We start from the raw sequence: 19,642 nt of genomic DNA, 5'->3' as shown, positions 1-19,642 counted from the left end.
CTCGCCTTTGGAAGAGGCTAGCGATTTCATATTCCCGCGTGAAGCCATGGATTCGCGTCGAGAGCGATTGCCTTTCGCTGCGCAAGAAGGCACCTAAATCGCATGGAACGAGTCGTCGATCTGGCCATTATCGGTGGCGGTATCAATGGCACCGGGCTCGCGCGGGATGCGGCCGGGCGCGGGCTGGCCGTCTATCTCTGCGAGCAGGATGATCTCGCCAGCCATACCTCGTCCTGGTCGACAAAGTTGATCCATGGTGGTTTGCGTTACCTCGAATACTATGCGTTCCGCCTTGTGCGGGAGGCGCTGATCGAGCGCGAAACGCTGTGGACCATGGCGCCGCACCTGATCGGGCCCCTGCGCTTCGTGCTGCCGCATCACAAGGGCCTGCGGCCGGCCTGGCTGCTGCGGCTGGGGCTGTTCCTTTACGATCATCTCGGTGGCCGGAAGCTGCTGCCCTCGACGCGGGTGATCGACCTTGTAACGCATGTTGCAGGGCAGCCGCTCAAGCCCGGGTTGTTCCGCAAGGGTTTCGAATATTCGGATTGCCGCGTCGATGATTCCCGCCTCGTTGTGGCGAATGCCCTCGATGCCGCCGAGCGCGGCGCGATGATCGAGACGCGCAGCCGCGCCGTTTCGGCCGTGCGCGAAAGCGACAGCTGGATCCTCACGGTGAGGAGCGATGATTTCCGCAGCGAACGGCGCGTACGGGCGAAAGTGCTCGTCAATGCCGCCGGGCCGTGGGTGGCGGACGTCCTGCAAGGCACGTTGGGCCTGAACGGCCGGGCGAAGACGCGCCTTGTCCAGGGCTCGCATATCGTGGTGCGCAGGCTCTACGAGCACGACCGGTGCTATATTTTCCAGAACAGCGACGGCCGGATCGTTTTCGCCATTCCATATGAGGGCGAGTTCACGCTGATCGGCACGACGGACCGTGATTATTCCGGCGATCCTGCTGCCGTGCGGGCGACGGCGGAGGAAATCGACTATCTGCTGGCCTTGGCCAATGCGCAATTCAGCCGCCAATTGACCCGGGATGACGTGGTCTGGTCGTTTTCCGGCGTCCGCCCGCTCTATGATGACGGCGCGACAGAGGCCAAGGCTGCCACGCGGGATTACGTGCTCGACCTTGACCAACCCGCCGGACAGGCCGCGCTCCTGTCGATCTATGGCGGCAAGATCACCACCTATCGTCGCCTCGCGGAGGAAGCGATGGGCCGGATCGCCGCCGGCTTTCCGCGGATGGGCGGAGACTGGACGCATGGCGCGATCCTGCCCGGCGGGGATTTCCCCGACCGTGACCGGAGGGCGCTCAAGCGCATCCTGCTGGCCGAATATCCATTCGTACCGGACGTGGATATGGAGCGGCTTGTGCGGCTCTATGGCACGCGCGCCCGCCGCGTTCTGGGCTCTGCCGCGAGCCTGGACGATCTCGGCACAGATCTCGGCAGCGGATTGCGGCTGGCGGAATTGCGGTATCTCGTGCGTGAGGAATGGGCGCGGACGCCGGATGACGTGATCTGGCGGCGGACCAAGCTTGGCCTGCATGGCGGTGACGCGCTGGCCGGGGCGGTTGCGGCCGCGTTGCCGGCCTTGCTGGAAGCGGAGGGCCTGGCATGAGCACCCATTTCATCGCGATGGACCAGGGCACGACCTCGAGCCGCGCGCTGGTCTTCACGCGAGATTTCCGGCTGGTCTCGATGGACCAGAAGGAATTCCCCCAGCATTACCCGGCTTCCGGCTGGGTGGAACATGACCCGGAGGATATCTGGGCGACCAGCCTCGCCACCCTGCGCGGGGCAGTAGCGAAGGCCGGGCTCTCTGCAGCCGACATCGCGGCGATCGGCATCACCAACCAGCGCGAGACAACGCTGATCTGGGACCGGAAAACCGGCAAGCCGATCCACAATGCCATTGTCTGGCAGGACCGGCGGACCTCCGAAATCTGTTCCCGGCTGCGGGATGACGGGCATGAGGGTTTCTTCAGCCGCAAGACGGGCCTGCTGCTTGACCCCTATTTTTCCGGAACCAAGATCGCGTGGATCCTCGACAAGGTGCCGGGCGCGCGGGCCCGGGCCGAGAAGGGCGAACTCGCCTTCGGCACAGTCGACACCTTCCTGATCTGGCGGCTGACGGGCGGCAAGGTTCATGCGACCGATGCCACCAATGCTTCGCGCACGCTGCTTTACGATATCCAGACCGGCAACTGGGATGCCGAATTGTGCCAGCGCCTCGATGTTCCAATGGCCCTGCTCCCGGAGGTTCGCAACAGCGCCGACGATTTCGGAACGACCGCCGCCGAATGGCTCGATGGAGCCGTCGCCATCCGCGGCGTGGCCGGCGACCAGCAGGCGGCGACGATCGGACAGGCCTGCTTCCAGCCGGGCATGATGAAATCGACCTACGGGACCGGGTGCTTCGCGGTGATGAATACCGGCGACAAGCCGGTTTTCTCAACCAACCGGCTTCTGACCACGCTCGCCTACCAGATCCGCGGCCAGCGCACCTATGCCCTTGAGGGCGCGATTTTCGTCGCCGGTGCCGCCGTGCAATGGCTGCGCGACGGGCTCGGGATCATCGCCGCCTCCGCCGAGGCCGGAACGTTGGCAGCCGAGGCCGACCCGGCGCAGAACGTTTTTCTCGTCCCGGCCTTTGTGGGGCTTGGCGCACCGTACTGGGATGCCGATGCGCGCGGTGCGCTGTACGGGCTGACGCGCGGCACGACGCGGAAGGAACTCTGCCGGGCTGCGCTCGAGAGCGTCGGCTACCAGACGCGGGATCTGATCGAGGCGATGCGGCGTGACTGGGGCAGCCCGTTCGAAACGGTGCTGCGGGTTGATGGCGGGATGACGGCTTCCGCCTATGCGATGCAGTTCCTGGCCGACATCCTGCAAGCGCCGGTTGACCGGCCCACGATCATGGAAACCACAGCGCTGGGCGCGGCCTATCTTGCCGGTCTCAGCGCCGGCCTCGCGCCGGAACCGGCGGATTTCGCACGGCTCTGGGCACGGGATATCCGGTTCGCGCCGGCCATGGCGGCAGGCGATGCCGATGCGCGCTATGCCGGCTGGAAGGATGCGATCCGGCGCACGCTCTCGGTCTGAGCGTTACATCAGCATCTTCGTATCGCCATCGATGGAGATGGCCTGGCCGGAAATGGTCCGGCCGCGCGGCGAAGCCAGGAAAACCATCTGGTCCGCCAGCTGCTGCGGCAGGATGTATTCCTTGATCGAGGTATAGGCGAAGGCCTGCGCCTCGACCTCCTTGAAACTGCGGCCATATTGCTGGGCCTTGGCTTCCAGCACCCGGCGGATCCGGTCGCCGGCGACAAGGCCAGGCAGGATGGCGTTGACGCGGATCCCCTCGTCACCCAACTCGATCGCCAGGGATTTCGTGAAGCCGATGACGCCCCATTTCGCGGCGGCATAGGGCGAGCGCATCGCAAAACCGTTCTTCCCGGCCGCCGAAGAGAGGTTGATGATCGAGGCATTCCGGCTCTGGCGGAGCAACGGAATGGCCAGTCGAGCGCAATTGTATTGCGAGGTCAGGCAGACATTGATGCAACGGTCCCAATCCTCGGGTGTCACATCCTCGGTCCGGGCCGTCGGGCCGGCAATGCCGGCATTGTTGACCAGCACGTCGAGCCCGCCGAGGAAGTCCAAGGCCTTCTCGAACAGCACCGCGACCTGCGCCCGATCCGCCACGTCGCAGCTGGTGGCGCCGATCACCGGATCGCTCTTCGCGAGGGCGGCCAGGGCCTGTTGATCGACGTCGCAGACATAGACGCGGGCCCCTTCCCGGACGAAAGCGCGCGCGACCTCGAGCCCGATCCCCCCTGCTCCGGCCGTAACGAGGACCCGGAGCCCTTCAATCTGCATATCCATGTTGGTCCCCAATGTCCGAATGGCACTCAATCCAGCAGGCGCTGGCGCGACAGGATGAAGGCGGAGGCGCCGCCAATATCGGAAGCGATGGCCTCACGCGCGGCTTCGGCCCGCCCCTCGCGGATCGCCAGAAGGCAGGCGCGATGGGCCTGCACCGCGCCGCCGAGGCGAAGGCGTTCCGGATTCTCGCGCAGGTCGAGATTGATGATCGGCCCGACGCGCAGCCAGAGGCGTTCGATAATCGCCAGCAATTCCGCCGAGCCAGCCGCACGATAGACCGCGAAATGGAAGGCCTGGTTCGCGGCCACGGCCTGGGCGAGATCGGCTTGCGGCTGTTCGCTGAGTTCACGGAATTCGCGCTCGCGGGCCTCGATTTCGGCCAGGCTCTCCGGTGTAGCGGTCTTGCAGGCGAGCGCGGCCGCGAAACCCTCGATCTCGACCCGGACCTGCGTGATGTCACGGAACTGCGCGGCGCGCATCAGCGGGACTGTCACCGCCTTTTTCGGGGCAACCTCGAGCGCACCCTCGGCTGCGAGGCGTGAAACCGCTTCCCGGACAGGCATGATCGAGAGGCCGAGCGCTTCCGACACGGCGCGCAGGGAAAGCTTGTCCCCCGGCGCAAAACGCCCGGCAATCAACCGATCGGCCAGATGCCGGTAGACCCGGTCGGACAGGGTTCCGGTCTCGTCGAGCATCGCGTCGGTATAGGCGGGAATGCGTTCCAACATTTTTGTGCGCCAGTCTCTGGACAAAGCCAGTCGATTAGAGGAAGCTAACTGTGATCACAGATTGCGGCAAGGCCTTCGACGAAAAAATGGGCCCACCGCGGGGAAGAGAAACGTCAAACGGAGACATGTCATGAGCGAATTCATTCGTCCGTCCCGTCGCAGCCTGATCAAGGCGGCGGGTGCCACTGCCCTTGCAGGCACGATCGGCATGCCGGCCATCTCGCGGGCGCAGTCCGAGGTGCTGCGTTTCGGCCACCTGACCCCACGCACAGGCTTTCTCGGCCCGCTCGGCGAGTTCGCTGTGATGGCGGCGGATCTCGCCGTAGAGGAGATCAACGCCGCAGGCGGCGTGATGGGGCGCAAGCTCGAGATCCTCAAGGAGGATTCAGTGAACCCGCAGACGGCCTCCACCAAGGCCGAGCGCATGATCGAGCGCGACAAGGTTGCCTGTATCATCGGCGAGATTTCCTCGGCCTCCTGCCTCACCATCGCGCAGGTCGCCGCCCGCACGAAGACCCTCTATGTCAATACCGGTGGCAATTCCGATGCCCTTCGTGGCGCGAATTGCAACAAATTCATGTTCCACGTCGAGAGCCAGAACTCGATGTATGTAAAAACCTGTGGGCGGTCGCTGATGCAGCAGGGGCTGGTCAAGGGCAAGAGGTGGTTCTCGCTGACCGCTGACTATGCCTTCGGGCATGATCTGCTCAAGGTGGCGAAGCGCTTCATGGAAGCCAATGGCGGCCAGTTCGCAGCCGACAAGCTTGTCCCGACCGACCTGACCGACTTCTCGGCCCTGCTGATCGAGATCCGCAATGCCAAGCCGGATCTCGTCATTTCGAACCTTGCCGGCAACCAGATCACCAACTTCCTGAAGCAGTATTCGGAATTCGGCCTGACCTTCCCGGTCGCCGGGTTCGGCTTTGATACCGCGCTCGCCTGGGCGGCGGGCAAGGACAATTTCGGCGGCACATGGCCAGTGGTCTGGCACCACCTGATCGACACGCCGAACAGCAAGAAATTCGTCCAGGCCTTCACCGCCAAATACAAGAAGCCGCCGGAAAACCAGGCCTGGGGCGATTACCTTGCCGTGAAGATCTTCGCTCAGACGATGAGCGAGATCAAATCGACCGACTCGATGAAGATCATCGAACATTGGGAAAAGGGTGCGAAATTCGACGTGATGAAGACCCGCGAAGGCTATTTCCGCAAGTCCGACCACCAGATGATGCACGAAATGTACACAGTGCAGGCGGTCGGCGCCTCGGCGAAGAACCAGTGGGACATCTTCACGTCTTCGGCGGCTGTACCGCCGGCTAATGAAAGCCTCGAGATCATCGCCACGACGGCCGAGGAAAACGAGTGCAAGATGGCCTGAGGCCGGATTGCCACTCGCTCAAGGTCATCCCCGGCGGTCGGGTTCCGCCGGTTCCTCCTCCGGAATGCTCTCCCCCGGCGGGAAGCGGTCCGGCCGGGGATGACATCCTGCCTTGCCTCCGGGGAGCCCGCCCGTGTCTACGCTCTTTCTCCAGCAGATCGCCAATGGCCTGCTCGATGGTGTCTACTACCTGCTGATCGCGCTCGGCCTGTCGCTGATCTTCTCGCTCGGCGGGATCGTCAATCTGGCCCATGGCGCCTTCTATGCCATCGGTGCCTATCTGACCGTGGTACTCGGGCCGCATATCGGCTTCGGCGGCGCGATGTTTGTGGTGCCGGGGCTCGTCGCCATTCTCGGCGTGCTGGTGGAGCGCCTGCTGTTCCAGCGCTTCTACCGGTCCGATCCGATCCTATCGCTGCTTCTCACCTTCGGCCTCGCCATGGTGGCCGAGCAGCTTCTCCGGATGATCTTCGGCGCGCCGCCCCTCTCCTATTCGATTCCGTCATGGCTGCGCGGGCAGATCTTCCTGGGGGATTTCATCTATTCCCGCTATCGCGGCACGCTGATCCTGATCGCCGCGACCTGCATTCTGGCCCTGTGGTTCCTGCTCAACCGCACCGCGTTCGGACGGGTTGTTCGTGCGGGCGTCCAGAATCCCGATATGGTCGGCGCGCTCGGCATTGCCCTGCCGCCCTACATGATGGCGGTGGCGGCCATCGGGATCGGCCTCGCGGGGCTGGCGGGCGTGCTGCTGGCGCCGATCTACTCGATCCACCCGGCCATGGGACAGGAGATCATCACCCCGGCTTTCGTGGTGGTGGTGATCGGGGGGCTCGGCTCCTTCTGGGGCGTTGTCGCCGCAGCCCTGCTGGTCGGGCTGGTCAAGGGGGCCACGATCGGGCTCGGTTATCCGCAATTCGCGACCGCCGTCATCTACCTGATGATGCTGCTCGTCCTTCTCTTCCGACCGCGCGGCCTGTTCGGCGAGCGCATCCAGCGTTTCGAGTGAGGCCATCCGATGCCTGCCTTCCTGCGTGAGCGCCTTCCCCTCGTCATTGCCGCCGTCATGCTGCTGGCCCTGCCCTTCTTCATGCGGGCGATCGGACTCGGGACCACGTCCGCAACCGAGGTCGTCGTTTTTGCCATGGCCTGCATGGCGCTGAACGTCCTGGTCGGCACGACCGGGCTCGTCTCGTTCGGCCATGGTGCCTGGTTCGGGCTCGCCGCCTATGCGGCCGGGCTTCTCCAACGGGAGCTGCTGCCCGGGCAGTTCCTGCTGCCGATCCTCGGGGCCGTGGCGCTGGTGGCCGTGTTCGCCGCCCTCTTCGGCGCGCTGATCCTGCGCCGGCGCGGGGTCTATTTCTCGCTGCTGACCCTCGCTCTTGCGGCCATGCTCTATTCCATCGCATTCCGATGGACGGCAGTGACTGGCGGCGAGGATGGCCTTGGCGGCATCAAACGGCCGCTCTTCGGTGGCATCGATTTCGAGCAGGCGCAGAACTTTTACATGCTTGTCGCGCTGATGGGCATGATCGTCGTGTACATCCTCTGGCGCTTCCACCGCTCGCCGGTCGGGACCACCCTTGTTGCGATCCGTGAAAACGAACAGCGCGCCCGGTTCATCGGCTATGCGGTCGACCGGTACAAGCTGCTCGCCTTCGTGATCTCGGCCAGCCTGACAGGGCTTGCCGGAACGCTGTTGCTCTTCAACAACCGCATGACCTCGGCCGAGCCGATCTCGGTGGCGTTTTCCGGCGAATTGCTCGCCATGGTGGTGATCGGGGGCATGCGCTCTTTCCTGGGGCCGGCACTTGGCGCGCTGTTCTTCGTGATTTTCCGGGATTATCTCTCGAGCATCACGGAGAACTGGCTGCTCTGGTTCGGCCTTCTCTTCGTGGCCTTCATCCTGTTCTCGCCGACAGGGCTTGTCGGCATGGCCGAGCGGCTGCTCCGCCCCTTCCGCAAGGTGGTGATGCAGGATGCCGCCATGTCGGCACGACAGGCCGGAGCGGTCACCCTGCCGAATTTCCTCAAACCGGATTCCCTGCTGGGCGATGGCCCGGTGCTGCAGGCCACGGGCATGGTCCGGCATTTCGGGGGCATCAAGGCGGTGCAGGGCGTCAGCTTTGATGTGCTCGACCGGCGCCTGCATGCGCTGATCGGTCCGAACGGTGCCGGCAAGACAACCGCCTTCAACCTGATTTCCGGCCTGTTCCCGCTTCACGAAGGCGAAGTCCGGCTGGCTGGCCGGGTGGTGTCCGGCCTGTCGCCCGAGGCGCTGACACAGGCTGGCATCGGCCGTTCTTTCCAGATCACCAATCTTTTCCCCGGCCTTTCGGTGGAAGAGAATGTCCGGCTGGCCTGTCAGGCCCGCTCGCCGCAGGCGTTTGATCCGTGGCGGCCGGCCCGGGCCCTTCAGGGCGTCAATGCCGAATGCCTCAGCGTGCTGCGAACGATGGGCCTTGCCGGCGTCGAGCAGGCGGAAGCCGGCTCGCTCAGTTACGGTGGCCAGCGCCTGCTCGACATGTCGCTCGCCCTCGCCACCAAGCCGCGGATCCTGCTGCTGGATGAACCCTTGGCGGGCCTCGCGGCGGCAGAACGCGAGCGTGTCGGGCATTTGATCAAGGCGATTTCCACCGACCTTCCGGTTCTCCTCGTCGAGCATGATATCGACCGCGTCTTCCAGATCGCGGACCATGTTACGGTGATGAACGAGGGCTCGGTGCTGGTCGATGGCTCTGTCGAGACGGCACGCAGTTCGCCCCGTGTGCAGGAGGTCTATATCGGATCGGGAAGCCATGCCCTCGCCGCCAAGCCACGGGCCAGCGCCGCGCGGGACGAGACGCTGCTTGCGCTGGAGAGTGTGAATACCTTCTATGGCAAGAGCCATATCCTCCGGGATGTCGGCCTCGAGGTTCACCGGAACGAGATCGTCGCCCTGCTCGGGCGGAACGGGGCCGGCAAATCGACCCTACTCAAGACGCTGGTGGGGATCGCCCCGCCGGCTTCGGGCTCGATCCGGCTGGGCGATGGGCGCCTCGACGGCCTCAGCTCGGCCCAGATCACCCGGCAGGGTGTTTCCTATGTGCCGCAAGGGCGCGGCCTGTTCGCGGGGATGAGCGTCAAGGAGAACATGGAACTCGGTCGCCTGAAGCGGCGCAACGGCGCCGGCACCTTCTGGGACGAGGACAAGGTTTTCACCTTCTTCCCCCGGATCCGCGAGCGCTGGCTCTCGCCGGCGGATTATCTTTCGGGTGGCGAACAGCAAATGGTGGCGGTTGCGCGCGCGCTGACCGGCGATACGCGGATCCTGCTGCTGGACGAGCCCTTCGAAGGGCTGGCACCGGCGATCGTCGAGGAATTGTTCGAGGCGTTCGACAAGCTGCGCCGGGAAATCGCGATCATCATCGTCGATCACCATCTCGACCTCGCGCTGGCTCTGGCCGACCGGGCGGTTGTCCTTGAACGCGGCGCTGTGGCGCATACCGGGCCGTGCAAGGCCCTGCTGGATGATCTCGACTTGCGCAGGAAGGTTCTGTGGCTGTGACGGACAAGATAGCGATTATCGGCTCGGGCCTGATCGGACGCGCCTGGGCCACCGTGTTCGCCGGCAACGGTTTCGAGGTGGCGCTCTATGATGTCGTGCCGGGCGTTGCTGCCAAGGCCCGGGCGCATATCGGCCGCAACCTGCGCGAGCTGGCCGGTTTTGGCCTTGTCGACGATGCCCGGGCTTCGCTGGCCCGGATCCGCGTGGCGAAGGACCTTGCCGATGCGCTGAAGGGCGCGAAACTGGCGCAGGAGAACGGGCCGGAGACGGTCGAAGCCAAGCAGGCGCTCTTCGCCGAGATGGACCGGCTGGCGCCGAAAGGCTGTATTCTCGCTTCGTCCACCAGCTTCATCATCGCCTCGCGCTTTGCTGAAGGGCTGAAGGGCCGGCATCGCTGCCTCGTCGCGCATCCCGTCAACCCGCCGCATCTCGTGCCGATCGTCGAGCTTGCTCCGGCGCCCTGGACCTCGGCGGCGGTCGTCGCCCGGGCGAAGCGGATCTACGAGAAGGCGAAGCAGGTGCCGATCGTGCTGCGCAAGGAGCATCCGGGCTTCGTGCTGAACCGGCTGCAGGCCGTGCTGCTGGCCGAGGCCTTCCGCATCGTCGGCTCCGGCATCTGTTCGCCGCAGGATCTCGACAAGACGATCAAGGACGGGCTCGGCCTGCGCTGGTCCTTCATGGGTCCCTTCGAGACGATCGAGCTCAATGCCCCTGGCGGCATCGGCGATTACTGCCGGCGGTATGGCCCGTCGCTCACGCGGATTGCCGAGGAATGCCAGGGTGGCGATCCGTTCGGCGAAGCCAATGTCGGCCGCATCCTTTCGGAATGGGGCGATGCACCCTCGCCGGACAATGTGAAGCGGGTATCGGATTGGCGCGATACAAGGCTGGCGGCGCTGAAGGCGCATAAACGGAACGCCAAGCGCAAACCCTCGGGAGCCTGATCATGAGCAAGAACCGCAAGGTCCTCATCACCTGTGCCGTGACCGGTGCGATCCACACGCCGTCGATGTCGCCGCATCTGCCGGTCACGCCGGAGGAGATCATCGATGCGGCGGTCGGCGCCGCCGAGGCCGGTGCCGCACTTGTCCATGTGCATGCCCGCGACCCGGTGACCGGCAAGCCCGACCAGTCACCCGAGGCTTTTGCCAAGTTCCTGCCGATCATCAAGCAGCGCTCGGATTGCGTGATCAACATCACCACGGGCGGGGCGCCGACCATGCTGGTCGAGGAAAGGCTGCGGCCCTGCGCGGTGTTCAAGCCGGAAGTCGCCTCGCTCAATATGGGCTCGATGAATTTCGGCCTCTATCCCATGCTGGGCCGCTTCAAGGAATTCCAGCATGACTGGGAACGGCCCTATCTCGAGGGTTCGAAGGACCGCATCTTCAAGAACACGTTCCAGGATATCGAGAACATCCTGACCACCTGCGCCGAGAACGGCACGCGGTTCGAGATCGAGTGCTACGATATCGGGCATCTCTACACGCTGGCGCATTTCGTGGATCGCGGGCTCGTCAAGCCGCCCTTCTTCGTTCAATCCGTCTTTGGCATCCTCGGCGGGATCGGCGGGCATCCGGAGGATGTGGCCCATATGAAGCGGACAGCTGACCGCCTGTTTGGCGATGATTACCAATGGTCAGTGCTCGGAGCCGGCCGCAATCAGCTCGCTATTGCTGCCATGGCGGTTTCGATGGGCGGGAATCTGCGTGTCGGCCTTGAGGATTCGCTCTGGATCGGCCCGGGCCGGCTGGCGGAATCAAACGCCCAGCAAGTGCGTGCGGCCCGGCAGATCATCGAAGGGCTCGGCCTTGAAGTTGCCAGCCCGGCCGATGCACGGGAGATCCTGAAGCTCAAGGGGGCGGACAAGGTGGCGTTCTGACGTCGCGGGCTGGTCTCGGCGAGCATGCTTTCCAAGCTCGGCAGCCGAACAAAATTCATTATTCAGATTATCGGCCCGGGAGGTCTTGATCCTTGCCGGTCACGCCTTATCCTGATGACAAGCACGAATACGGCGTCAAAACGCCGAGCTTGAGGAGAGGAACATGACTGACGTGACCAAGACCAAATCGACCAGCCGTCGCCGCTTCGTGACGGGCCTTGCGGCCGGTGGCGCTGCGACCGTGGCCATGCCGCAGGTCAGCCGTGCCCAGACGGTGAACTGGAAGTTCCAGTCGACCTGGCCGACCAAGGATATCTTCCACGAATTCGCGCAGGATTTCGCCAACCGTGTCAACGAGATGGCGGGCAACCGCCTGAAGCTCGAAGTGCTGGCTGCCGGCACCGTCGTTCCGGCTTTCCAGCTGCAGGATGCCGTTAATGCCGGCATTCTCGATGGCGGTCACGGTGTCTGCGCCTACTGGTACGGCAAGAACAAGGCCTTCTCGCTCTTCGGCACACCGCCGGCGCTCGGCTGGGATGCCAACAGCTTCCTCGGCTGGATGAAGTATGGCGGCGGCTACGAGCTCTATAACGAGCTGGTGGGCAGCATCCTGAAGCTCAATCTGGTCGGCTTCCTCACTGGCCCGATGCCCTGCCAGCCGCTGGGCTGGTTCAAGAAGGAAATCAAGACCGCCGATGACTTCAAGGGCCTCAAGTACCGCACCGTCGGCCTCGCTGCTGACCTGATGCGCGAAATGGGCGCAGCCGTCACGATCCTCGCCGGTGGCGAAATCGTCCCGGCGCTTGAGCGCGGCGTGATCGATGGCGCCGAATTCAACAACCCGTCCTCGGATTCGCTGCTCGGCTTCCAGGATGTCTCGAAAGTCTACATGATGCGCTCCTTCCATCAGGACGCGGAAGCCTTCGAGATCATCTTCAACAAGGCGAAATTCGAAGCGCTGCCGGCCGAGTTGAAGTCGATCGTCCGGTACGCGGCGGAATCCGCCTCGTCGGACATGCTCTGGAAGGCGCTCGACCGCTATTCCAAGGACATGGAAGGGCTTAAGGCCAAGGGCGTGACCATCATCGAGACGCCGGACGCCGTGCTGCAGGCGCAGCTCAATGCCTGGACCAAGGTGATCGACAAGCTCTCCGCCGACAACGCCTTCTTCAAGAAGGTCGTCGACAGCCAGAAGGCCTGGACCAAGCGTACGCTGGCCTATGAGCGCGCCAATACGCCGCCGCGCGCGATGGCTGCTGCCCATTTCAGCAAGGGTTGATCGTCTTTTTCCGATCCGGTACCCGGCAGGCTTGCCTGCCGGGTCTCTTTTTGGCGAAAACCTGCGGATTCAGGGGGGCTGACGTTGGTTTCAAAGGAATTGCTGAGCATTCTGCTCGCTCTGATCGGCGCCGTGGTGCTCTATCTCGCGGTGATCGTTTTCCTCAACAGGCGAAACCTCACGCTCGATACCATGCTTCACGCGGTTGACCGGCTTTCGACAGCGGTCGGCAAGCTGGGCGCCTGGGCGATCCTGATCCTGACCTTCGCCATGGGTTACGAGGTCTTTGCCCGCTATGTCATGCGCGCGCCGACGGAATGGGCCTTCGACGCGAGCTACATCCTCTATGGCGCCCTGTTCATGCTGGCAGGCCCCTACGCGCTGGCAAGAAACGGCCATGTCCGGGGCGATTTCCTCTATCGCCAATGGCCGGCAAAACGGCAGGCCATTCTCGATCTTGTGCTCTATATCCTGTTCTTCTTCCCCGGAATCCTGGCGCTTTGCTATGCCGGCTTCACGTTTGCGTCCTTCTCCTGGATCATCAAGGAGCATTCCTCCAACTCGCCGAACGGGCCGCCGCTCTACCATTTCAAGGCCCTGATCCCGATTGTCGGCGGTCTCATGGTTCTCCAAGGAGCCGCGGAAGTCACGCGGTGCATCGTCTGCCTCCGGACCGGGGAATGGCCGCAGCGCCTCTCGGATGTCGAGGAAACGGAGAAACTGATCCTCGAACAGGCTGAAGCCGCCGCCAAGGGGAATGCGTGATGTTCGGCCTGACCAATCCTGAACTCGGCGTGCTGATGCTGGTGCTCTTCATCGGCTTCATCATGCTGGGCTTTCCGATCGCCTTCACCTTGATGGCCCTCGGCGTGTTCTTCGGTTACATCGCCATGGGCGACACCGTATTCGCCCTCGTCGTACAGCGCGCCTATTCGGTCATGGCGAATGACGTACTCGTCTCGATCCCGCTCTTCGTCTTCATGGGCTACATCATCGAGCGGGCCAACATTCTCGACCGGCTGTTCCGTTCGCTCCAGCTTGCGCTTGGCTTCCTGCCGGGATCGCTTGCCATTGCCACCCTCGCGACCTGCGCGATCTTCGCGACGGCGACCGGCATTGTTGGCGCGGTGGTCACGCTGATGGGGCTTCTCGCCTTTCCGGCCATGCTCCGCGCCGGATATGACGTACGTCTCTCGGCTGGCGTCGTCTGTGCCGGCGGGTGCCTCGGCATCCTGATCCCGCCTTCGGTGATGCTGATCCTCTATGGGGCCACTGCCGGCGTTTCCGTGCCCAAGCTTTATGCGGCTGCCTTCTTCCCGGGGCTGATGCTGGCATCGCTCTACATGCTCTACGTGCTGGTACGATGCATGCTCAACCCGTCGCTGGCGCCAAAACTGCCTCCGGAGGAGCGGAACGTTCCGGTTCTCGTTATCCTCAGGGAACTGGCGCTGAGCTTCTTCCCGCTGACACTGCTGATCCTTTCGGTGCTCGGGGCGATCTTCTTCGGTCTCGCCACACCGACGGAAGCAGCCGGCATCGGCTCGATCGGCGCGCTCGTCCTTGCGACGCTCTACCGCTCGCTCGACTATGTGAAGGTACGGGACTCGGTCTATCTCACGGCCCGGACATCGGCCATGGTCTGCTGGCTGTTCGTCGGGTCCTTCATCTTCTCGTCGATTTTCGGGTATCTCGGCGGCCATGAGCCGATCAAGACCTTCATGGCCTGGCTCAATCCCAGCCCGACCATGTTCCTGATCATGACGCAGCTCATCATCTTCGTGCTGGGCTGGCCGCTTGAATGGACGGAGATCATCGTGATCTTCGTGCCGATCTTCCTGCCACTGCTTCAGCAATTCGGCGTTGATCCACTGTTCTTCGGCATCCTGATCGCCCTGAACATCCAGACGTCGTTCCTGTCGCCGCCCGTGGCCATGGCGCCCTTCTACCTGAAGGGCGTGGCGCCGAAACATGTCACGATCAACCAGATCTTCTCGGGCGTCATGCCCTTCCTCTGGATCGTGCTGGTGGCGATGGTGCTGGTCTATCTCTTCCCCGGGATCGCGCTATGGCTTCCCGGCAAACTCTATGGCTGACCGCCTCAGGGGCGGGTCAGGAATTCAAGCACCGGAGCAAGACTGCGCTCCGGCGCTTCCTCATGCGGGACATGGCCGAGTTCGGGGAGGATGACCACCTCGGAACGCGGCAGGACGGCCCGGTAATCTTCCGCATGGATAACCGGGATCATCGCATCCTTCCCGCCCCACAGGAGCAGCACGGGCGCGCGGATGGTCCGCAGGACCGGCACCGGATCCTGCAGGATGGTCTGCCGCATCCGCTCGATCATGGCCTGCCTGCCGCCGGGTGCCAGCATCAGCGCGTGGTAGCGCTCAAGGGTTGCCTCATCAAGGCGAGCCGGGTCGCCGTAGGCCAGGGCCAGATTGCTGCGCAGCATTGATTTCGGCAGGGCATAGCGCATCAGATCGAGCATGACCGGCACGTCCGGTGCCTTGCCATAGGCAAAACCGGGGCTGGCAAAACCGTCCGGCGCGATCAGGACGAGATGGCTGGTGCGGTCCGGATGGGCAGCGGCAAAAGTCCAGGCCAGGCGGCCGCCGATCGAGTTGCCGGCAATCGCGGCCCGGCCAATGCCGAGGCGATCCATCAGCGCGATCATCAGTTCCATCGAACGGGCATCGGTATAGCGACCGGTCGGATCGGGATCGGACAGGCCGGATCCCGGCAGGTCGAACCGGACGATGCGATGCGTCTGTTCCAAACCGCGCGCCCAGGGCTCGAATGTGTGCAGACTGGAGCCGAAGCCGTGCAGCAGGATGATCGCAGGGGCATCGGCGCGCCCGCTGTCTCGGACATGGACGCGCATCCCGAGCAGGGACATCAGGTCCTCCGGCCGCTGGAGATAGGCCTTCTCGAGGAGCTCACGCGGCCGGTCCGGCGTCCAGAGCCATGCCATCGCGCCGGCCAGCACGAGGGCCAGCACGAGGATGATGCGCGACAACAGGGACTTCATCCGTGCAGGCTTCCCTTCAGTTCCGGAGCGGGCCGCCCCGGGGACCCGGGGGATCGTAGAGGCTCAGGCGATTCCGCACCAGCGACGCCATCGCGCAGATTGACCGGGACTGAAGGCCGAGGCAGGTTCGCAGCAGCAGGTTTGGTCTGCTCTTCCGGGCGTATGGAAAAATTCATGAAGGCCGAGACCCTGCCCGAGCCACCTGGGCTGCGGCCCACCCCGCCCTCCCTGCGGATCCTGATGCTTGGTGCGACGGGGACAATCGGGCGTGCCACCGTGTCCGCGCTGCTCGCCAGGGGACATACAGTGGTCTGCCCGGTCCGCAACCCGGACAACGCCCGCCTGATCCTTCCCGCCGCCGCCAAACTTCGCCAATGTGACGTGACAAACGCTGAATCTTTGCGTGATGAAGCGCTCCAGGGCGAAAACTTTGACGTGCTGGTCTCCTGCCTTGCCTCGCGCAGCGGCGCGCCTGCCGATGCCTGGGCCATCGATCACAAGGCCCATTGTGTTGCGCTTGCCGCTGCACAGGCGGCGGGGGTTCGGCAGGTCGTGCTGCTCTCGGCCATCTGCGTGCAGAAGCCGCACCTCGCCTTCCAGCATGCAAAACTCGCCTTCGAGGCCGCGTTGCGGGATTCCGGCCTGATCTATTCGATCGTTCGACCAACCGCCTACTTCAAGTCGCTGTCCGGCCAGCTCGAGCGCGTTCGGGCCGGCAAGCCCTTCCTGATCTTCGGAAATGGCGAATTGACCGCCTGCAAGCCAATCAGCGATGCGGATCTGGCCGCGTATCTGGCGGATTGCCTTGATGAGGAAGCGCGCTGGAACCGCATCCTGCCGATCGGCGGGCCGGGTCCGGCCCTGACACCCCGGCAGCAGGGCGAATTGCTGTTCGCGGCCATGGGGCAGTCGCCGCGTTTCCGGTCTGTGCCTGTGGGTTTCCTGGACGGGATCATCGCCCTGCTCTCGCTGGGCGGGCGCTTCAGCCCTCGCCTCGCCGCCAAGGCGGAACTCGCCCGGATCGGTCGCTATTACGCCACCGAGTCCATGCTGATGCTTGACCCGGCCACCGGCCGCTATGATGCGGATGCGACGCCGGAAACCGGCACGGACACGCTGGCGGAATTCTATGGCCGGCTTGTGCGGGGCGAGGAAACGATCGACCGGGGCGAACACGCGGTGTTTTGACGGGCCGAGTTTATTGGTACGGCCACCACCGTGGACGTGGTTTTGTTGGGTCTCGGTAAGGGCGTACCCAGAGCATCGTCAATACGAACGGGAATAACAACGTCAACCCAATGAAAGCGCTCCAGCCAGCAGCATGAAACGCCCTGCTCATGCGAGATGTTCCCGGCAGGTTGGACAGGTTGACCAAGTCTGCGACAACCCACCAGACCATCAGGAGGGAAAGGCTCAGTCTGATCAGGATTGACAGCCATCCATAGCCAAGTCTCAAGCCAGTGACGGCCGAGACGAGGATACCGAGCGTGTATGCATAAGGCGCAGCCTCATAGGCGAATGCCATGCCTGCAAAAGCAATGAGCGCCATAAGGCCCGCCATACCTAGCCAAAGCTCAAGAATGGCTGCCTCGCCCCTGTCTTGCTCTTCCCTATCCATCGGAACATGCCTGGGTCGATGAAAGTTGTCGGGTGTGCAGCAGCATATCGGGCTGGTGGACTTTATCGGAATAGGGGAATTGGCTGGGGGACCTGGATTCGCAGCCAATTTTAGGGCCGCCACAAGCTATTGATCTATATCGGTAAATTTCAATGCCGTCTGGGCGTGTATGACAGTATGGTATCACCGTCGTGTAGCACAGGCGCAGGCGGGGCGAAAGAGTCGTCGGGACTCAATCGGCTCCGGAAAATTCTTCGATGAAGGATGGCGATGTGCCCTCATCGCGGCCGCGACTGGAGCCCCACCCCCGTGCGGGGCTTCTTTCGTTCAAACTCACCCCTTGCATTAAGTCCATATATGGACAATAATCAGCATATAACCCACTATTGGAGGCGAGCCATGGCTGCGCACGGACAACCAGCACCTGCGATTGATCGCAAAGGCCTTTCGGGCCCGGCATTGCGGACGTTCTTTCGCATTGCCGAGCTATGGGGCCTGTCGGTCGACGAGCAGATGACGCTTCTCGGTGTGACGGCGCGCTCGACCTTCTTCAAGTGGAAGAAGGACACGAACACGGCACTGCCGAAAGACACGCTGGAGCGCATCTCGTACATCCTCGGGGTCTACAAGGCGCTTCAGATCCTCCTGCCCAACGAAAAGGCCGCTGATGCTTGGGTCAAGCGGCCGAACCAAGCCCCTCTCTTCGCCGGGAAGTCGGCGCTCGATCGGATGCTGTCCGGCCAGGTAGCCGACCTATTCGTCGTCCGCCAATACCTCGACGCCCAGCGCGGCGGTTGGGCATGACGTTGCCGGTCGCCCACATCGACTGGAAGCCGTGCTGGCGGATCATCCCCAGCCGGTTTCCTCCGATTCAGCTGTTCGAGCGAGTGACCGCGCCGGACGACCTCGAAGCCATTTTCGAGCTAGAGTCGCTCACCAACCCTCGTCTGCGCGATGAAGTGGGCGAAATCAGCCTCGTGCAGCCGGAGGACCGGATCAGCGGCCCCGGCACCAGCATCATCATGGCGGCTTTCACGCACCTCAATCCCGATGGGAGCCGCTTCACTGACGGGACTTTCGGCGTGTTCTACGCCGCCAATGACCTGGAGACGGCCATTGCAGAGACGAGGTACCACCGTGAGCGCTTCATGCTGGCCACCGCGCAGGCGCAAATGGAACTCGACATGCGGGTCTATGTCATCGACCTCGCGGGCGATCTCCACGACCTGAGGGGACAGAAAGCCGGCTATCCGCTCGTCTATCACAACGACAACTACGCTGCGGCCCAGCATCTGGCGAAGTCGCTGCGCAAGGACGGCTCGAACGGCGTCGCCTACGACAGCGTGCGGCGCGATGGCGGAGAGTGTGTGGCCGTGTTTCGCCCGCCCCTGCTCTCCAACGCACGCCAAGAGCGGCACCTTTGCTACGTCTGGGACGGAGCGCGGATAACGACAGTCTACGAGAAGCGCGAGCTCGGTAACGGGCGATAAGAAGTTGAAGCCGAAGGGGGGATCGTGAGCAATCTCAACATCAGCGATTTCATCTGGAACATTGCCGACGATGTTCTTCGGGATGTCTACGTGCGGGGGAAATACCGCGACGTCATCCTGCCGATGACGGTGATCCGGCGTTTGGACGCGGTGCTTGAGCCGACGAAGGACGCAATGCTGTCAATGAAGGCCCAGCTCGACAAAGCGGGCGTGGCGAACCAGCACGCTGCGCTTTACCAGGCGTCCGACGAGGCGTTCTACAACACCTCGCAATTCAGGCTGAGAGACCTCGCGGCGCGCGCTCGCCGTCAGCAGCTCAAGGCCGACTTCGAGGCATATCTCGATGGGTTCTCGCCCAACGTCCAAGAGGTGTTGGATAAGCTCAAGTTTCGCAAGCAAATCCCGACGCTGATCGAAGCGGACGTGCTTGGCTTCTTGATCGAGGAGTTCCTCGATCCCTCGGTCAATCTCAGTCCGAAACCGGTGTTGCACACCGATGGCACGGTGCGATTGCCGGGCCTCGATAACCATTCGATGGGAACGATCTTCGAGGAACTGATCCGTCGGTTCAACGAAGAGAACAATGAGGAGGCTGGCGAACACTTCACCCCGCACGACGTGGTGGAGCTCATGGCGTACCTAATCTTCATGCCGATCGCCGACGACATTCAGTCGGGCACTTACCTCGTCTATGACGGCGCCTGCGGCACGGGCGGCATGTTGAGGGTGGCCGAAGAGACGCTCGTGTTGACGTTGCCCCCAAGTTTTATCCAGTTCTGAGTTCGTTTCCGGGGTTGGGATTGCCCTGCTG

At 63.4% G+C, this 19,642-nt stretch carries 17 protein-coding genes; 14 read left to right on the top strand and 3 right to left on the bottom strand.

Annotated features, from left to right (window positions below):
- Window positions 1-102 precede the first annotated feature (102 nt).
- Both glpD and glpK read left to right on the top strand, forming a co-directional pair.
- The gene (glpD, locus tag P0652_RS00085) at window positions 103-1,620 is read left to right on the top strand and encodes a glycerol-3-phosphate dehydrogenase (protein WP_284176707.1); all 1,518 of its coding nucleotides are present in this window, start codon (window positions 103-105) and stop codon (window positions 1,618-1,620) included.
- A complete protein-coding gene (glpK, locus tag P0652_RS00080; RefSeq protein WP_284176706.1) occupies window positions 1,617-3,104 on the top strand; it encodes a glycerol kinase GlpK in 1,488 nt (495 codons plus the stop codon). Before glpD ends, glpK begins: the two co-directional genes overlap by 4 nt.
- A gap of 3 nt (window positions 3,105-3,107) precedes the next feature.
- Here the strand turns inward: glpK and P0652_RS00075 are convergent, their stop codons facing one another.
- Together P0652_RS00075 and P0652_RS00070 are read right to left on the bottom strand one after the other, a co-directional pair.
- Window positions 3,108-3,884, bottom strand: a complete 777-nt coding sequence (locus tag P0652_RS00075) for an SDR family oxidoreductase (RefSeq protein ID WP_284176705.1) — start codon at window positions 3,882-3,884, stop codon at window positions 3,108-3,110.
- Between the two features lie 26 nt (window positions 3,885-3,910).
- Window positions 3,911-4,612 (bottom strand): GntR family transcriptional regulator, encoded by a 702-nt coding sequence (locus P0652_RS00070; protein WP_284176704.1) that lies wholly within the window; start codon window positions 4,610-4,612, stop codon window positions 3,911-3,913.
- Window positions 4,613-4,742: 130 nt separating this feature from the next.
- On the opposite strand from P0652_RS00070, the gene P0652_RS00065 reads away from it, so the two are divergent.
- The 8 genes from P0652_RS00065 (at window position 4,743) to P0652_RS00030 (ending at window position 14,788) form a co-directional block, all read left to right on the top strand.
- Window positions 4,743-5,990: an ABC transporter substrate-binding protein gene (locus tag P0652_RS00065; RefSeq protein WP_284176703.1), complete on the top strand. Its 1,248-nt coding sequence runs from the start codon at window positions 4,743-4,745 to the stop codon at window positions 5,988-5,990.
- A gap of 133 nt (window positions 5,991-6,123) precedes the next feature.
- The gene (locus tag P0652_RS00060) at window positions 6,124-6,999 is read left to right on the top strand and encodes a branched-chain amino acid ABC transporter permease (protein WP_284176702.1); all 876 of its coding nucleotides are present in this window, start codon (window positions 6,124-6,126) and stop codon (window positions 6,997-6,999) included.
- Between the two features lie 9 nt (window positions 7,000-7,008).
- Complete coding sequence (locus P0652_RS00055; RefSeq protein ID WP_284176701.1) at window positions 7,009-9,537, top strand: branched-chain amino acid ABC transporter ATP-binding protein/permease; 2,529 nt, start codon at window positions 7,009-7,011, stop codon at window positions 9,535-9,537.
- Window positions 9,528-10,481 carry a 3-hydroxyacyl-CoA dehydrogenase gene (locus P0652_RS00050; protein WP_349774956.1) on the top strand — a complete coding sequence of 318 codons (954 nt, stop codon included), beginning with the start codon at window positions 9,528-9,530 and terminating at the stop codon, window positions 10,479-10,481. The genes P0652_RS00055 and P0652_RS00050 overlap by 10 nt, the downstream gene beginning before the upstream one ends.
- Before the next feature lie 2 nt (window positions 10,482-10,483).
- The gene (kce, locus tag P0652_RS00045) at window positions 10,484-11,416 is read left to right on the top strand and encodes a 3,5-dioxohexanoate:acetyl-CoA acetone transferase (RefSeq protein ID WP_284176699.1); all 933 of its coding nucleotides are present in this window, start codon (window positions 10,484-10,486) and stop codon (window positions 11,414-11,416) included.
- Window positions 11,417-11,579: 163 nt separating this feature from the next.
- The gene (locus tag P0652_RS00040) at window positions 11,580-12,695 is read left to right on the top strand and encodes a TRAP transporter substrate-binding protein (RefSeq protein ID WP_284176698.1); all 1,116 of its coding nucleotides are present in this window, start codon (window positions 11,580-11,582) and stop codon (window positions 12,693-12,695) included.
- 84 nt (window positions 12,696-12,779) lie between these two features.
- Complete coding sequence (locus tag P0652_RS00035) at window positions 12,780-13,460, top strand: TRAP transporter small permease subunit (protein ID WP_349774955.1); 681 nt, start codon at window positions 12,780-12,782, stop codon at window positions 13,458-13,460.
- A complete protein-coding gene (locus P0652_RS00030; protein WP_284176697.1) occupies window positions 13,460-14,788 on the top strand; it encodes a TRAP transporter large permease in 1,329 nt (442 codons plus the stop codon). The genes P0652_RS00035 and P0652_RS00030 overlap by 1 nt, the downstream gene beginning before the upstream one ends.
- Window positions 14,789-14,793: 5 nt before the next feature.
- Here P0652_RS00030 and P0652_RS00025 read toward each other — a convergent pair whose 3' ends face one another.
- Window positions 14,794-15,723 (bottom strand): alpha/beta fold hydrolase, encoded by a 930-nt coding sequence (locus tag P0652_RS00025; RefSeq protein WP_284176696.1) that lies wholly within the window; start codon window positions 15,721-15,723, stop codon window positions 14,794-14,796.
- A 240-nt stretch (window positions 15,724-15,963) separates the two neighbouring features.
- Here P0652_RS00025 and P0652_RS00020 point away from each other — a divergent pair, with 240 nt between their 5' ends.
- From P0652_RS00020 to P0652_RS00005, 4 genes are all read left to right on the top strand, one after another.
- On the top strand, window positions 15,964-16,911 hold the full coding sequence (locus P0652_RS00020) for an NAD(P)H-binding protein (RefSeq protein ID WP_284177399.1): 948 nt from the start codon (window positions 15,964-15,966) through the stop codon (window positions 16,909-16,911).
- An 829-nt stretch (window positions 16,912-17,740) separates the two neighbouring features.
- Window positions 17,741-18,145 (top strand): MbcA/ParS/Xre antitoxin family protein, encoded by a 405-nt coding sequence (locus P0652_RS00015; protein WP_284176695.1) that lies wholly within the window; start codon window positions 17,741-17,743, stop codon window positions 18,143-18,145.
- Entirely contained in the window at window positions 18,142-18,831 is a 690-nt protein-coding gene (locus P0652_RS00010) for an RES family NAD+ phosphorylase (protein ID WP_284176694.1), read from the top strand. Before P0652_RS00015 ends, P0652_RS00010 begins: the two co-directional genes overlap by 4 nt.
- A 24-nt stretch (window positions 18,832-18,855) precedes the next feature.
- Window positions 18,856-19,611, top strand: a complete 756-nt coding sequence (locus P0652_RS00005) for a type I restriction-modification system subunit M N-terminal domain-containing protein (RefSeq protein WP_284176693.1) — start codon at window positions 18,856-18,858, stop codon at window positions 19,609-19,611.
- Window positions 19,612-19,642: the final 31 nt, after the last annotated feature.

It is taken from the genome of Rhabdaerophilum sp. SD176, from assembly GCF_030143245.1.
GTDB lineage: Bacteria > Pseudomonadota > Alphaproteobacteria > Rhizobiales > Beijerinckiaceae > Rhabdaerophilum.
The sequence above is the reverse complement of the archived record's forward strand: the minus strand, read 5'-3'. Positions and strand labels throughout refer to the sequence as shown.